Below are 15,252 nucleotides of genomic sequence, written 5' to 3' on the forward strand. Positions count from 1 at the left end.
ACCTCGGGTCACAGATTCCGGGCGGCCGAGTAGAGGTCCATGATCCACAGCGCCAGCGGGATGATGGTGACGATCAGGAGATATTCGAAGATCTCGCCGGCCCTGCGGACCACTGGCGAGAACTCGGTGTGCGGTGCGATGACACCGAAGGCGATCATCGCCGCCGAGACCGCCAGCACGATCGCGGCGATCGGCACCAGATACGACGATTGCCCGAGCCCGGCGGTGACAAGCGCCGCGAGCAGTGTGACGGCGCCGCCGACGATCAGCGTCCCGGCCTGGACCAGGTCCGCGAACGATCGCCCGCGCAGGCAGAGGATCAGTCCGACGACGACCGCGAGCGCGACACCCTGCCATCGCGCGGTCCCCAACTGATCGGCGGCGAGCACCGCGGCGAGAAGGGCCGCGAGCGTGCTGGCGAGCAACTGACCGGATTGATAGTGGTTGGCGGCGTTGGCCCGCAGTTCGAGGCCCGCCGCCGACGGCAGCGCGGTCGCGCCGATGGCGCCGATATCCGCGATTGTCGGCCGCGGTTCGTGATCGGCCGGGTCGATCGCGCCGCCCGCGGTCGGAACCGGCGGCACCGGCAGCCGCGCGGCACCGACCGCGAGCCGTGGTGCCATGGTGATGACGATCAGTGCCGCAACAAGCACCCCGGCGGCGATCTTCGGTGTGCCGGCGTCCCACACCAGGCGAACCAGCGCCGCGAATCCACCGAACAGTACGAAGGTGGTCACCGTCGCGCACGGCATGGCGCCCACACCGGTGACGCTGTAGGCGATCACGGCAACGAACAGTGCGGTGGCACAAGCCAACAGCAGATGCGGACTGCCGAGATCACCCGGCACGAACAGGGCCGCCGACGCGGCGCACAGCAGTGTCGCGAACAGCGACAGCATCATCGCGGTCACTCGGGCCGCGTACTGGCGGATCGCGATCACCGCCGCGACGACGGCGGCGATACCGGCGCCGAGCGGGAGAAATCCGAGAAAGCCACTGGTGCCGTCCTGTTTGGCCACCACCAGCAGCCCGATCGCCGCCGATATCCCGGCCAGCGCGGTCATCAGCCCCGTCCAGCGGGCCGCGACCGGTGACCAACCGCGGAACGACTCCGTAGTCAGCCGGGACACCGCGTCGATGACATCGTCGAACAGCGCCGGGGATTCCTTTGCCGTCACCGAGCGCAGCACGAGCAGTTCACCATCGAAAATCTGTGCGTCGATCAAGGTTTGGTTCGGCGGGATCGGATCGCGCCCAACCCTGGCAAGAGTCCAGTGCTCGGTGCGCAGCGGGGCGCCCTCGTCATCCGCGGCGAGATCCGGTGTGCGAGATTCGATCAGTCCGACCACATCGGTGATGAACGCGGCGATCGGAACGGTCGCGGGCAATCCCATGTCCAGCTGGGTATTTCCACCGATGATCGAAACACGGCACAATTCCGGATCCGCGGCTCCCACGCTCCCGGTCGAAGGCTCGCTCACGAGTCTGCAGGCTCCTCATTCACGCTCTCGAGCTGGATAAGGGCTCTCAACCTACACCTGCGCCTGTCGTATGCTGAGCAAATCTCGTCCGCATCGCATGCTTTGGGGGCTCTCCCGTATGACCGACAATCGCCAAGCGCAACGCGCTTTCGACGCCGGCGTATTGTCGTTGGGCCTTACCATCGACGGCCAGGAATCCACCCGTGACCTGGAATATGCCCAGCTCGCGTTCACCCGGGCAACCGAATGGGACCCCGAGATGTGCGATGCGTGGCTGGGACGCGCGGCGGCCGGGGAGATCACCCGCGAGGTCATTTACAACCTCTACAAAACAAGTTCGACTTCCCTGTGCCGGGAACAACGCCGTCTCGGTTTGCGTCCCCGCGAGCTCGCCGGGCGCTTCGTGATAGGCCAGTACATCGACTATCCGCTCGCCAGTTTCGTCGAGATCGTGTTGGCACAGGCGGCGACGTTGATCGCCGACGGCGACTACGACGAAGCCGAGCGGGTACTCGATGACCTCGCCCGGCATCGCAAATCTCAACTGTCACAAGAGGATCGCTCGGCCGACGACCGCATCTGCGCATATGTCCGCGGCTCGCTGCACTATCAGACCCAGCGCTGGCCCGATGTGATGACGGTACTGGCCGGCTCCGCGGAGTGGGACGACCCCTACATGGCCGCGGCCGCACATGTGATGGTCGGCACCGCCTGCGCCCAGCTGGGACTGTTCGGCGAGGCCATCCGCCGTATGGAGCAGGCCGAGCAGGGTCCGATCCCCGCCGCCGCGGTCTCCGCTCGATTCTGCCGCGGCCTGTGCCTGCGCGAAACGGGACATGAGACCGAGGCACAGGCATTGTTCGAGAAGGTGTTCTCCGAGGCTCCGGATTTCGAGGCCAATGCGCAGGCGATGCGGGACCGCAGGTATCGCATCACGACCACCACCCAGGAACGGATCGACGCTCGCACCAACCGATGGGATCCGTCCTCGGCACCGTCGGCCGAGCAGATCGATCGCGAGGAGCGCGACGACAAGGCCAAGCTGATTCTCGATGCCGCGCGCACGGAACTCGACGAACAGATCGGCCTGGCAGCGGTCAAGACCCAGGTCGCCAAACTACAGGCCACCGCACAGCTGGCGAAGATTCGCGCCGGTAAGGGGATGGCCAGCATGCCGCGCGGCCAGCATCTGGCCTTCACCGGCCCGCCCGGAACCGGCAAGACGACGGTCGCCCGGGTGGTCGCCAAGATCTATTGCGGGCTCGGCCTCTTGAAGAGCGACTCGCTGGTGGAGGCCAAGCGCGCCGACTTCGTCGGCGAGCATCTGGGCAGCACGGCGATCAAGACATCCAAGCTGATCGACAGCGCGATGGACGGTGTGCTGTTCATCGACGAGGCCTACACCCTGGTGCAGTCCGGTCTGCAGGGCGGCGACGCCTTCGGACGTGAGGCGATCGATACCCTGCTGGCCCGTATGGAGGACGATCGGGACCGCCTGGTGGTCATCATCGCCGGATACGACGGCGAGATCGATCGGCTGCTGGCGGCCAACGACGGTCTCGCCTCCCGGTTCGCCAAGCGGGTGAAGTTCGATTCCTACACACCGGACGAACTGGGCGATATCGGGGAATACATTGCGCGCAAACGAGATTCGTCGATCACCGATGAGGCGCTCGACCTACTGGTCGAGGCGTGCACCGAGCTGTACAACCGTCAGAGTACCGACCAGAACGGCCAACCGCGCCGCGGCATCGACCTGGTCGGCAACGGACGTTTCATCCGCAACCTCATCGAATCGGCCGAGGAGGAGCGCGAATTCCGACTGGCCAATGACGAGACCCTGGACCTGACCGATATCGACGAAGCGGTCCTGATGCGCATCGAGGCGGACGATATGCGCAACGCACTCGCGAATATTCTAGGCTAGCAGGATAGTCGGCGCCGTTGCCGAGACCTCACAAAGTGTCGTGGCTCACCAGGGCCTGCTGGGCGGACAGGGTCGGCCCGGGGACCAGCTGACCGACGATCGGCCACGGGGCCGGCAGCGGCTTGTCCGCCAAACCGAGGATCTTCGCCGTTTCGGCGTCGGGGATGCCGTAGCGAACACCGTTGTCGCCCACATAGAACAGCGTGCCGCGACGCTCGCTGTCGGAACCGATCGCGGCGGCTTGAATGAACTCCCCGGTGCTCGGGGGGATGAAGGCGGCATCGAGGCGGTCACCGATACCATCGGCGGTGGTGAGCTGGACCGGAACCGACGACTTCGCCAGTGGTAGCTCACGTCCCGCGAGCACCGTCACCACCGCCCCCTCCCCCGCGGCATTCGCCGACCAGGACACACATCCGACCGGCGCCTTCTCGGCGGAGACGATGACCGGCGTTTGTTTCGGGAAGTGGTCGACCGGAAGCACCGTGAGCAGCGGAACGCCGACCAGCCGGTCCGGCGGCACGGTCGTGATCTCGCTCATTCCCTGGGAATTCGCGTTGCGAATCATCTCGGCGGCAAACGGCGACACCCGCTGTACCCCGGCGGAGAGCACCACATACAGCGCATCGGAATCGACCCCGCGCACCCGGATGACACCACCGACCGGAACATCGGACAACCGGCCCGGACCGTGCTCACCGATTCGGTCGATCGGCGGGGGCGGGGTCAAGGCCGGTACCTGGATAGTGGCATTCAGCAGACCGGCACTGATCGGCCTCGGCGCAACGTTGCCCGCCCCGAGTGCCCTGGCCACGATCGAATCGTTCAGGTCGACCTCGGCACGCTTGCCGTCGAAGATCAGGAAGGTCTTTCCGTCCCGGGTCACCAGGAGTGCCTGTGCCGGATTCAGCGGCCGGGCAGCGGTTTCCGCGGAGGTGTCGAGTCCACCGGCGATCACGGTCGATTCCGCGCCCGAGGCCCCGGTGGCACTGCCTGCCGACGACAACGGCACGGCATCGCAGAGCGTCCAGGTCGGCCGGTTGCCCGCCGAGGATCCGGGCAGCGTCGCCGGGGCGCCCGGGATCCCGAGCAAGGGACCGCGCGGCATACTGCCGAGTTTGGACTCCTTCACCGAGGTCGGCGTCTCGTTGCTCTGGGTGATCAATCGGGCCGAAGCCAGATTCAGTACCGGATGCAACGTGTTGTCGACGACCGCGTACAACGCGCCGCTGTCCTTGGCCATCACGATCTTCGCGTCGCCGATGGAACCCTGCGGACGCAGGAACGACAGGATCGCCGCGCCCGCGATGATCAGGATGCCGAGTACCGTGCTGACGATCAGCGAGCGCGACTGCGACCGCATCGGATCGTGCAGCATGCGGACGTCACGGCGCACCATCGCGTGCTCATAGCGGCGCAACAGGAACCGGTATCCGTTGACCTGGGCACGGGTAGTCAGCTGGGCCGGCACGATTCCTCCGAAACAGATCTGGGGTGACGAGGGGTATACCCACCTGAGGTGACAACAGTAGCGAAGCCACCGACGTTCGGTCCATGATGAGCGCATGGCGACGACGACTGCCGGCCCCGCGGCGCAACCCGCTGCCCCACCGCTGAGTTCACCGCAATTCTGGTTGTTCCGAGTGCTACCGCTACGCCTGGTGGTTCCCGTACTCCTGGTTGCGATCGCCGTCGCCTTCGCGGTAATCGCCTGTGGCGCACCCTGGTACGCGGCAGCCGCCGGTGGTGTGGCGGTCACACTGATCGGGCTTGTACGAGTGCGCGGCACCTGTGCGGCGGCGTCCCTCGCGGACGCATTCGCTTTCCGCTGGCATTCCCAGCGTTGGGGATCCGACACCCAGCACACCCCGTTCGACGTACCGGCTCCCGACGGCGGGAGTTACGGTATGCGCTGGGACGGTGCCCGGTTGATCACCATGTTGCGCATCGACGCGCCGCCGCAGAATGTGACACTGCTGAGCCCGAGCGGCCTGAATACCGGCGAGATGGTGCCACTGCCCGAAATCGCCCGCTGCCTGAGCCAATTCGATATCGACCTCGATTCGATCGACGTGATCACCACCGGTTCGCGCACTTCCGATGCCGGCCGGGTGGCCCAGCTCTACGAGCAGATCCTGGGCCCGCTGCCCGCGGTCGCGCACCGCACGGCATGGGTGGTGCTGCGGTTCGACCCGCTGGCCAATGCGCCCGCGATCCACCGTCGCGGCGGCGGCCCGGCCGGCACATTGCGGTCCGCGATCATCGCGACCCGGCGCGTGACCAACCGCCTCGCGGCCCGCGATCTGACGGTGTCGGTGTTGTCGGCGACCGAGATCACCGCAGCCGTGCACCAGCTCACCCTCAATGCCGACCTCACCCGGCTCGACGAGACCCCGCACAGCGTCGAGCACAACGGAATCCATTCCGCCACTTACCGTATGACTCCCGAAGCGCTCGGCCCACGCGGACTGGCGGAGGTATGGGCGACCCCGAGTCTGGCGACCACCGTCACCCTGCGGCTACGTCGCGCCACCGGCACTCCGACCCACCGGGCCGATCGCGGACCGGCAACCATCTCGGTGTCGGCGACAGTGCGTTTCGATGCTCGCGATCAGCCGGCCAAGGTATCGAGTCCGGGTCTGGTCGCCCTGTCCGGTAAACACCGTCGCGCCATGCTGGATCGGCTGCCGATCAATGTCCAAGGGCCCGCACTGCCGATCGAGAGCTATCTGGGAACGCCGGATTCGCTGGCCGATCTGTTCACCCCGATCGCCGGATGCGGGCAGATCGTCGGCGCCGATTTCTCCGGACAGGGCGTCGCATTGCCGCTGGTCGGTCAGTACATCCGCCGGGTCGAGATCATCGGATCGCTGCTCATCGTGAAACAGGTGATTCTGCGCGCGATCGCGCTGGGAGCGACCGTCGTCGTGCACACCAATCGCCATGAGGCCTGGCGTGCCATGGTGGCGAGAGTCGATGCACCACAGGCAATGTCGCTGGCCGGATGGTCGGCCAGTTCACAGCAGGCGAGTTCGTATCGGTCGGCGACGGTGGTCGTCTACGACGGTATCGTGCCCTCCACGCATCATTCCGACGCGACCGTCATCCTGTTGCGCCCGCAGGGAAGTCACGGAATCGAGAACTTCACCGCCGACATTGTACTGACCGAGGATCCACAGACGGCGAATCTGGTCACCGTCCACACGGCGACGGAGCAGACTTCGGTCTACATGGTCGCGACTCCCGCGGAGATGGAGTATCTCGATACCGGAATGGTTATGGCCTACTGACCGAACAACGCCACCGGCCCGTGCACGCGATCGTGCACGGGCCGTTCGTAATCGACGCGACTACATTCCTTCGAAGCTCTGGTAGATCTTCTGGTCGGCATGCTGGGCATTGCCGAGCGCCCGATCGACCGCATCACGCAGGTTTTCGAGCTTCGTTGCGGTGTCGGAGAACTCGCCTTCCCAGTTCTTGTGCGCCTTGCTGAATGCGATGGCCGAGTCGTTGTCTTCCCAGGCAACTTTGATCAGTTTATCCGCGGCCGACTCCAGGTGCGCGATCTGGGTGTGCAGGTTCTTGTAATGGTCGTCGAGCTGCCCCAGCAGCGGGACAAGGTATTTGGGGTCGTAAAGCATATCGGTTCCTTTCGGATGTGATGGTCGGCGAGGTGTTACACCAGGTTGGTGAAGTTGTCGACGTTGTCGGCATCGACACTGGTCTTGGTCTTGCCGCCCTCGAAGATCTTCGACGTCATGTCGTCGAGCTTGAGCCGCAACTGCTCACCTTCGTCCGCCCACGCATCGGCGGCCTTACCGCATGCGGTGTTGGCGTCACCCTGCCAGCCGGGCTTGGCGGCGTTGATGTCCTCGCCGATCCCGCTGATCGTCTTCTTGATCTCTCCCACCGCCGTCATGAAATCATTCACAACCTGGGCGGCGGCGGCATCGTCGAGACTTACCTTGCTCATTGTTCAGTCCTTCTCATTCTGCGGTGTCGGGTGTATTCAGTTGGTGTTGCCGGTAATTCGCACAGTCAGCGCTCGACAGCGCGTGAGCTAGGGCATCCACCTTCCTCCGGGCAGGGAATCGATCAGAGCCGAAATCGACTGTGCGATCCGGTGATCGGAGCCCGGGGTGAAGGTGGACCAGACCCGGAGGTCCTGGGCTGCTCCGGGGCTGGCGACGATGCGGCCACGTGCGGTGTCGTATACCGCGACCGATCCGAGGGCCCGGGTCGTCACCGCGTCGGAGGTGGCGTAGGCGACGATTTCGGCGTGTGCGAAGCAGGTCGACATGGCCAGCCCGAATTCGATCGCATCGCGTTCGTCGGCCACTCCCAGCGAATACAGCGCCTGGGTGAAGTCGCTCGAGGTCGTTGCGCCGTCGAAGAACCGTCGCAGCTCCTCGGCGAGCGCGCTGAAATTGGCGATCGGCGCGGGCTCGCATGCGCCGAGCGCGAACAGTATCGGACGGGCCAACGCGGTTCCGCTGTCGTCGGCCCAAGTGGTGCGGATATCGAAATCGCCGCCTTGACGAACGGCCAGCGCGTGTTCGAACCCTCTGCGCGCCAAGCAGATTCGTATCGGTCCCGATTCGGTGTAGATGCGCGCCACCAATTCCCGATCCGGCTGCGCCAATACATGCAGTGCGGCCGCCAGGTCGGACTCGACCTCGTCGTAGCCGTCGATCAGGCCGGCGCCGCGCAGATCCGATAACGCCTGCTGTTGCGCGGCCTGCCAGGCGTCGGCCGAATCCTGCTGCGGGCAGGCCCCGAGTACGGTCGGCAGGGTCTGCACGCCGAGCATGTCCGACACTGCGAGCAGCCCGTCATTCGTCAACGTCGGCATATCGATCCTTACCTCCGGGCGGCGTCATGGCTGTGCGTTCCCCGGCGCGGGCGCGTTCTGCTCGGCAACACCACCGAGCACCGGCGGTGCGGCCTCGATACCGGTTTCCAAATGCATGGCATCACCGGGGCGTGGCGTCGGGGCAGCCCCCGCACGGACAGTGCGTTCGGCCTCGCCCATGCCCGCGCCACCCGGGGCCATGCCGCCGGGCACCATCCGGCCCGTGGCATCCTCCGCGTGCACCGGCACCGGTTGTGCCGCAACGGCTTCCTCAACGGACACCGACTGCGTGACGGTCTGTGCCCGATACGCCGTCTGCGCCAGCGGCATCGAGGGCACCCCCGGGAGGACGGGCATGAAACCACCGCCGGGCATCGCGGGCGTCGCCGCGGCCGTCGATGCCGCCGCCGCATTCTGCTCGGCGTCCAGTGCGACACTGGTCGCGATCACCGGTGGATGGTCCTGCACCCAGGGAGTCGCCAGCGGCGTAGTCGCGGACTCATAGCTCTGCATCACCCGTGCGGCATCGGCTTTCGCGAGATCCTGTTCGCTGTCGACCTGCGCCGCCGCGGCGACCAGTGGCGCGCCGAGCGCGGCACCCGCGTGCTCGATGCTCTGTTTGACAGCTTCCAGTGCCGCGATCTCGGCGACATGCGGCATCGCGAGCCTGGCCACCTCATAGGCGGCGGCCTGGCCCGCCGCACTGCTGGCATTGCGGCCCGCGGATGCGGCCGCATCGACGAGCCAATCACGCAGCTTGCCGATCCGCTCCAGGACGAGATCACTGCCGTCCGACCGCCACGACTCCCGCAGCTCCGCCACGATCTGGTCGTATTCGACGACCGCCGCGCCGAAGCTGGTGGCCAGCTGCGTCCATGCCGTACCGGCTTCGGCCATCGGCGCCGCGCCGCGACCCGTGGTCAAATCACGTGCCAGCTGTTCGGTGGGTCTGGCGGGCCAGACCACACCGGTGAAGCCGATTACCGGCGGCTCGACCATCCCTGCTCCCGTTGCTATTTCACCGCCCGGAAGCCGGCCGCGTTGTCGTCGTCCATCCGATCCATCACATCGGTCTGGGAACGCAGTGTGGCGGCCAGCTTGCGGACCTCGAGAATGCCCGCCGTGGCGGCTTCGTCATAGGACGAGGCGACCGAGCGCAGCGATTGCGCGGCGCGCACCGACACCTCGTCGGTCCCGGCCGGTTCGACGGCGAGTACCGGCAGTCGCGCACGCAGGTCGGCCTCGAGCCGCGCCGCGAGCGCGTCCAATGCCATCGCCGACTTGCGGGCCTGCGTCGATTCGAACTCCATGATGATCTCCCGTCAGAGGGTGAGTGCCTTGTCCGGCGGATCGGAATCCAGTCGCCCCGAAGCTTGTTCGGGTGCCCCGACCACCGGCATCGATACACCTTCGACAGCACCGACGACCTCGTCGCCGTGCAGCCCGGTGACCAGTAGCCCGCGCAGGCCCTCGGTCGTTTGCTCCTCTTGCGCACGCGCACCGGCCGCACCCGCTGCACCGGCCAGCGGCATCGCGCCGGGCGAGGTGGCCGCACCGCGCACCGGCGAAGCCTGGGCAGCGGACGCGGTCTCCGCGGCGGGCATACTGGCACCCGCCGGTCCGAAAGAGGTGCCGCCGCGAACTCCGGCCCACGGAGTCAGCTGGCGCGCTTGCCCGCCCACTATCGGGGCGCCGACACCTGCCGCACCTCCGCCGAGCGCACCACCGGGGTTGCGCAGCTCGGCCTCATGGCGTGCCCGCGCCATATCGGCATCCTGATCGGCGATCGCCTTCGCCGGATTCAGCGCGGTCTGGGCGGTCTGCAGCGCCTGGCCACCCGCGGTCGCCAGCTGACCGAGCGGCCCCACCAGTTGCATCATCTGCTGCACTGCCTGTGACGGATCGACGTTTTTCGGCGCTCCGGTCACCGGGACCTTCGTTCCGGTTTTGGTCATGGCCGCGCTGTGCACGGTGAGTTCGGCACGAGTCTTGGCGACGCAGGCGGTGGCCTCGGCGAGAGTATCGGCCGTGAGTGCGACCACGAACGCCTGCCCGGGTGGGGTGGGCAGGAAAGGAGCCGCGGCCACCAGCGAGGTCATGAACTTCGCGATGATCCCCGACATCATCGTGGCACCCTGAAAGACACTGCCCGCCGCGGCGGTGACACCGACCGATGTCTGCGCACTCTGCTCCGAGACGGCCGTTCCGTCCGCCGCGGCCCGAGTCGCCTTCTTACCGGCGGCGGTGGCTGCGTCACTCTGCCACAACATCTGCGCTATCTGCATGGCGGAGGTGCCGAGCGACACCGCCGTCTGCACGACCGATGACACCTGGGACAGCGCCTGCACCGGATCGATCGCGGGGGCCGCCGCCGGATTGACCGCCGGGGCCGCCGCTTGATTGACCCCGGGCTCCTCGGAGCCGACGTGCCCCACGGCGGGGATACGCCCGGTGCCGAAACTGCCGGCCAGATCGGTGAGCGGTTTCGCCAGTACGGACAGATCGAGCACCGGCATCGGCGGAAACTCCGGCATCGGCGGCAAGCCGGGAATCTGCGGCAACTGCGGCAGCCCCAGATCTTTCAGGACATCGTTCACCGGCCTGTCAACTGCCTGCCCAACGGTACTGTGGCGCAACAGGTCCAGGACCGACTGATCGATCGGCGCGTTCATGGCTCAGCCGTTTATCTTCCCGAAATCGGCGGATGCGACGGCTTCGGTGCCGTCGTAGAGGGCCGCGCTCTCATAGGCGGCAACCGCCGACATTCCGTGCACATGCGCCAGCTCCGCCACCGAGGTCAGGTTGTTTGCCTGGGCGACAGCGAAGGTGGCCAGGAAGTCCTGGCCGATCAGGCCGAAGACCGGTATCGCGGCAGCCATGGTCGCGACCTGATTCGTCGCTCCCGCCAGCGCGACATCGGTCGCCAAGGCCGCGGAGGCGTCACCGTACCGGCGAATGGCATCGGTCGTAGCTACTACTTTATTCATCGCAAACCTTCACTGCCGGAACACGATTGTTTCGCATTGTTGAATGTAGCGGGTTACCGCGGCCGCGCCTCGGCGGAACCACCCACTGGTGGTAAGGGGTCATTGTCGTGATACGCGCCCCCTCTACTCGGCGGCCTCTTCGTTGAACGCGGCAACCAGATCGCCACGTTCGGCAAAAGCACGGTGCGCCGCACGACTCACCGTGTCGACCACTAGTCGCTCGAACTCGGCCGGGGTCAACTTCGCGATCCCCGCCGACAATTTCAGCTCCTGCAGCGCGCCGTTCCCGTCGACCACCACGGTGACGACTCCGTCGGATGAGGTCTCGCGGCCGCGCACCGCACCCATCTCGTCGGCGAGGTCGCGCAGCCGTTCCAGGCTGCGCTGTGCCCGCGCCTCGAGATCGTCCATCGCCTTACTCATACCGACCGCAACCAGCTCTGCGGCTCGACCTCGTACTCGGATTCTTCGATGAGCTCTTGGCGGGCAACATCTTCCGGCTTGGGCAGCCCGGTCAGCGCGAGAACGTCACTGCTCAGCCCCGCCTCCCGCAACTCCGCCCGGCGCGCGAGGCCGGCTCGATTCGCCGACTGCTTACACAATCTGACGATCTCGGCCGCCAACTCGGCGGGGGGACGACGCAATTCACCGCGTTCAACCTTGATGCCGACCGGCAAACCCTGTTCAGTGGTCTCCACCGAGATCGAGCCACTCCTTGATGCGGCTGTCCACATAACACCCCTCATCATTTGTGATGTGCCTGCTCGTTACGACACCCCAAAGGGGTTTGTCGAGGAGTGTACTGCGGCCGAAGATCGACCAGACGTTAATGCATTGCCACCACTGAGAAGTCGATCATGGGTCGGGGTGCACGTCCATGCCAGACTGGATCGAATTCTCGGCGATAGTCAGGAGCGGACCCATGGTTGACACCACGGCCTTGCCCCAGTCGGCTGCCCACACCTGGAGGCACCGATGACCCGTGATGGCGGTAGCGGCGAGGCGCCCGAGGTCCGCGGCCCGGTCAATTCCCCCGGCAAGAAGGCCGAGGACCCCTGGAAAGACGTCGCCAAACAGGTGGCCGACGGCAAGCTCCGGTTCGAGCCCTCTGCCGCTACGAAGGCGGCCACGGAATGCGTGAACGCACTCGCCGGAATCAGCCGTATCCAGCAAAAGCTCAACGGGACGAACCCTCTCAGCCCGTTGAGTCAACTGAAGTCCGGCTCCGCGCTGGCAACTCTGTTCAATGGGACTCGCCACGGCCTGGGCGAGGTGTTGCAGACGCACAGCACCGCGTTGAACGAAATGCTGAATACGTTCAAGGACGCAGGTAAGAAATATATCGAGGTCGACCTGGATTCCGCGCACGATATGGATCCCGACGTGAAGAAAGGAATGCTCAACGATCTCGACCGGATCAAGCCGAAATCGGCCGCAGATGCCGGAAAATTTCTAACCAAGATGCCGAAGAGCGATAAGCACGAAACCGAATACATGGACGTCAACTTCCCAGGCGTTCCCGTCAAGAGTAAAGAGCCACAATCAGCTTCGGAGCTGGAAGAACAAGGAGTGGCTTTCGGTAGCCGCGATTTCATCAACGGCGGAAAGAAGCTGACGGAAGACCAGATTGTCGATTCGTCCCAGGGTCGGGCGCCGCTCAGTCAAATCGTCAAGCCTGCCGCGCTCCCGGACAAACTCGTCGACTCCATGGGGTCGAATCAGACTCAGACGGAAGCGCTGAAGCTCTGGCGGCTCGAGTCCGGTCCCAACCCCGAGAACCCGGACAGCCAGTCGTGGCGCGATCTGTACAACCTCGGTCAGACGGCCGGGCACGCGGTCAAACCGGTGCTCGACGCCGCGCTGGCGTGGCAATCGATGGCGAATGAGCTGAAAAAGACCAGCAAAACACTGGCCCAGTATGCGGTGGACAAGTCGCTGTGGGAAGGACATGGGGTAGACGGAGCCGTCAAAGCGGTCGAGAACTACCACACGAAGGCAAAAGCCCTGGCTACACAAATCACTGGTATGGGTAAGACCCTCGAATACACGTCGGAATGGCTTGCGAATACCAAGGCCGGTATGCCTCAACAACCTGATCCGCCGAAGCCGGGGATGGTAACCGGATACACAGAAGACCCGTTGACCGGTAACTCGTCATATAACGTCGATATGACGGCCACAAACCAACGAAATCTTGCGATATATCGCCAGAACATGGAAAACAACTATGTTCAGGGCGTCCAGACTTCATCGCTGTTCGTTCCATCAATGGACGAGTTGCCGGTAACCACTCCGAAGAAGTCCCTCTCCAGCGAAAATCCGGGTGGCAAACAAGACACCGGCACCACCCCCAGCGGTGGCGGCACCGGCACCACCCCCAGTGGTGGCGGCACCGGCCCCACCCCCAGCGGTGGGGGCACCGGCACCGTTCCGACCGCGGCCTCCAACTACAATCCGGTCGACCCGTCCAAGCTCGCACAGGGAGCCGACGACCGTACCACCTCCCAGGCCGAGACACCGAACTACACGGCAACCACTCCGGCCACGGCTGATCCCACCCAATCCGCCACCCAGACATCAGGTTTGGATGGTCTGAGCCAAGCGGCCGGGCTCGCCCAGCAGGGTATCGGCGGCGCCCAGAGCGCGATGCAGGCCGCTGCACAAGCCGCGCAGCAAGCAGCGGCGAGCGGCCTGACTGCGGCCCGAGCCAACGCGCCGGCATTCCCCGGCGGGTCGGGTGCATCGAGCACCGGCGGTGGTGGTGCCGGCAAGATCGGTGGTGGTGCCGGGCTGAGCGGCAGCGCGGCTGCCGCACTGCAGAAGGAAGCCGACGCGGCGCGGTTGTTTCCCCGGGCGAATGCCGCCGGACCGGCCTCGCCACTCGGCCGCCTCAGCGGAATACCGGGCGCCGGTGTGCCCGCGAGCGGTGCGCCCGGTTCTCCCGGTGCGGGCGCCGGCCAGGGCCAAGGGCAGGGCAAGGACTACAAGCGGCCCAAGTACCTCGAGTCCAACAAACATCTGGAAGAGGCGCTGGGTGAGGCGCCGGCGGTAGCCAAGGCCGTCGTGGAGAAGTAACTGTGGAGAAATGACCCGAACCTGGAAATTCACCGACCTCGAGTTCGTCGTCGCTTGGGAGGCCGTGGAGGCGGATGTGCTTCCATCCCCCTTCATCTTCACCAGCAGCACGCCGCTGTACGAGGACTTCGCACGCGAGAAACGGGAACTCCGTGCGCAATTGGGCAGCAGGATCGACGATGTCGCACCGGTGCTGGATATCGTTGCGCGGCCGGATATCCGGATCGAACTGCACGGTTGGGGCAGCGACTTCGACGACGCCGACAGCCAGATCCGCCTGCTCGCGGTCCGCCGCGAAGGCTACGGATATCTGCTCAAGCAATTGCCCGGCGAAACCGCTTGGCACAGTGGCGGTTATACCATCAGCGAATGCGGTCCACTGGAGCTCGCGGATCTCCTCATCGCCGAACTCCCGGAGGCCACCTCCGGCAAGCTCCCCGATGTCGTACTCGCCCCGCGCGACCGCAACCCCGATCTGGACTATTCCTATGGCCAGTCGCTGGTAGCGGACACCTTCGACGACACCGTCGACCGCCTGGCCGACCAATTCCTCCGCACCCCCGCCACCGGCGAGGGGATCATCGAAATCGAGCAGGGACTATCCCGCTTCGGTCCCCGCGGCGTAGCCCGCAGCCGATTGGGCTGGCGCGACCTCGCCGACGACGGCCGCTACGCCATCACCACTGCCACTCCACCGGTTGCCGTGCCCGCCGACACCAAACGGCTTACCACCCTGTTGAATTCAGGCATCGCCGAAGTGATCAAGGCCATCAAGGACGAACGGCGCTGACGCGAGCTCTCGTGGCCGATGACGCCGATCAGTGTCCTACGCTCAGCGACCATCGCCATCAACGGGACCGAGCAAACGTTCCCACCAGCCGTCAACCCCGAACAGCAGGCCCTCCTCGACGCCCTCACCCACGGGCAACG

Annotated in this window: 15 protein-coding genes; 4 read left to right on the top strand and 11 right to left on the bottom strand. The window is 65.6% G+C overall.

Annotated features, from left to right (window positions below):
- Positions 1-8: 8 nt before the first annotated feature.
- Positions 9-1,481: a type VII secretion integral membrane protein EccD gene (eccD, locus tag ACQPYR_RS34650; RefSeq protein WP_433623099.1), complete on the bottom strand. Its 1,473-nt coding sequence runs from the start codon at positions 1,479-1,481 to the stop codon at positions 9-11.
- A 118-nt stretch (positions 1,482-1,599) separates the two neighbouring features.
- On the opposite strand from eccD, the gene eccA reads away from it, so the two are divergent.
- On the top strand, positions 1,600-3,408 hold the full coding sequence (eccA, locus tag ACQPYR_RS34655; RefSeq protein WP_433623101.1) for a type VII secretion AAA-ATPase EccA: 1,809 nt from the start codon (positions 1,600-1,602) through the stop codon (positions 3,406-3,408).
- Between the two features lie 28 nt (positions 3,409-3,436).
- On the opposite strand, the gene eccB is transcribed toward eccA, so the two are convergent.
- Positions 3,437-4,879, bottom strand: a complete 1,443-nt coding sequence (eccB, locus tag ACQPYR_RS34660; RefSeq protein ID WP_433623103.1) for a type VII secretion protein EccB — start codon at positions 4,877-4,879, stop codon at positions 3,437-3,439.
- A 94-nt stretch (positions 4,880-4,973) separates the two neighbouring features.
- Between eccB and eccE the strand changes: the two genes are divergently transcribed.
- The gene (gene eccE / locus ACQPYR_RS34665) at positions 4,974-6,698 is read left to right on the top strand and encodes a type VII secretion protein EccE (RefSeq protein WP_433623105.1); all 1,725 of its coding nucleotides are present in this window, start codon (positions 4,974-4,976) and stop codon (positions 6,696-6,698) included.
- Positions 6,699-6,758: 60 nt separating this feature from the next.
- Here the strand turns inward: eccE and ACQPYR_RS34670 are convergent, their stop codons facing one another.
- From ACQPYR_RS34670 to ACQPYR_RS34710, 9 genes are all read right to left on the bottom strand, one after another.
- Positions 6,759-7,049 (bottom strand): WXG100 family type VII secretion target, encoded by a 291-nt coding sequence (locus ACQPYR_RS34670; RefSeq protein WP_433623107.1) that lies wholly within the window; start codon positions 7,047-7,049, stop codon positions 6,759-6,761.
- A gap of 35 nt (positions 7,050-7,084) precedes the next feature.
- On the bottom strand, positions 7,085-7,381 hold the full coding sequence (locus tag ACQPYR_RS34675) for a WXG100 family type VII secretion target (RefSeq protein ID WP_433623109.1): 297 nt from the start codon (positions 7,379-7,381) through the stop codon (positions 7,085-7,087).
- Between the two features lie 87 nt (positions 7,382-7,468).
- On the bottom strand, positions 7,469-8,260 hold the full coding sequence (locus ACQPYR_RS34680) for an ESX secretion-associated protein EspG (RefSeq protein WP_433623111.1): 792 nt from the start codon (positions 8,258-8,260) through the stop codon (positions 7,469-7,471).
- A gap of 24 nt (positions 8,261-8,284) precedes the next feature.
- On the bottom strand, positions 8,285-9,259 hold the full coding sequence (locus ACQPYR_RS34685) for a PPE domain-containing protein (RefSeq protein ID WP_433623113.1): 975 nt from the start codon (positions 9,257-9,259) through the stop codon (positions 8,285-8,287).
- Positions 9,260-9,273: 14 nt separating this feature from the next.
- Positions 9,274-9,570, bottom strand: a complete 297-nt coding sequence (locus ACQPYR_RS34690; protein ID WP_433623115.1) for a PE domain-containing protein — start codon at positions 9,568-9,570, stop codon at positions 9,274-9,276.
- A 12-nt stretch (positions 9,571-9,582) separates the two neighbouring features.
- Complete coding sequence (locus ACQPYR_RS34695) at positions 9,583-10,932, bottom strand: hypothetical protein (RefSeq protein ID WP_433623117.1); 1,350 nt, start codon at positions 10,930-10,932, stop codon at positions 9,583-9,585.
- Positions 10,933-10,935: 3 nt separating this feature from the next.
- Positions 10,936-11,247: a hypothetical protein gene (locus ACQPYR_RS34700; RefSeq protein WP_433623119.1), complete on the bottom strand. Its 312-nt coding sequence runs from the start codon at positions 11,245-11,247 to the stop codon at positions 10,936-10,938.
- A 123-nt stretch (positions 11,248-11,370) separates the two neighbouring features.
- Entirely contained in the window at positions 11,371-11,670 is a 300-nt protein-coding gene (locus ACQPYR_RS34705) for a YbaB/EbfC family nucleoid-associated protein (protein ID WP_433623121.1), read from the bottom strand.
- Positions 11,667-11,945, bottom strand: a complete 279-nt coding sequence (locus ACQPYR_RS34710; protein ID WP_397047041.1) for a hypothetical protein — start codon at positions 11,943-11,945, stop codon at positions 11,667-11,669. Before ACQPYR_RS34710 ends, ACQPYR_RS34705 begins: the two co-directional genes overlap by 4 nt.
- A gap of 277 nt (positions 11,946-12,222) precedes the next feature.
- Here ACQPYR_RS34710 and ACQPYR_RS34715 point away from each other — a divergent pair, with 277 nt between their 5' ends.
- Positions 12,223-14,322, top strand: coding sequence for a hypothetical protein (locus ACQPYR_RS34715; RefSeq protein ID WP_433623123.1), 2,100 nt, complete (start codon positions 12,223-12,225; stop codon positions 14,320-14,322).
- Between the two features lie 10 nt (positions 14,323-14,332).
- A complete protein-coding gene (locus ACQPYR_RS34720; RefSeq protein WP_433623125.1) occupies positions 14,333-15,112 on the top strand; it encodes an ESX secretion-associated protein EspG in 780 nt (259 codons plus the stop codon).
- The last annotated feature ends 140 nt before the right edge of the window (positions 15,113-15,252 follow it).

Origin of the sequence: Nocardia sp. CA-120079, assembly GCF_050955745.1 — a bacterium.
Taxonomy (GTDB): domain Bacteria; phylum Actinomycetota; class Actinomycetes; order Mycobacteriales; family Mycobacteriaceae; genus Nocardia.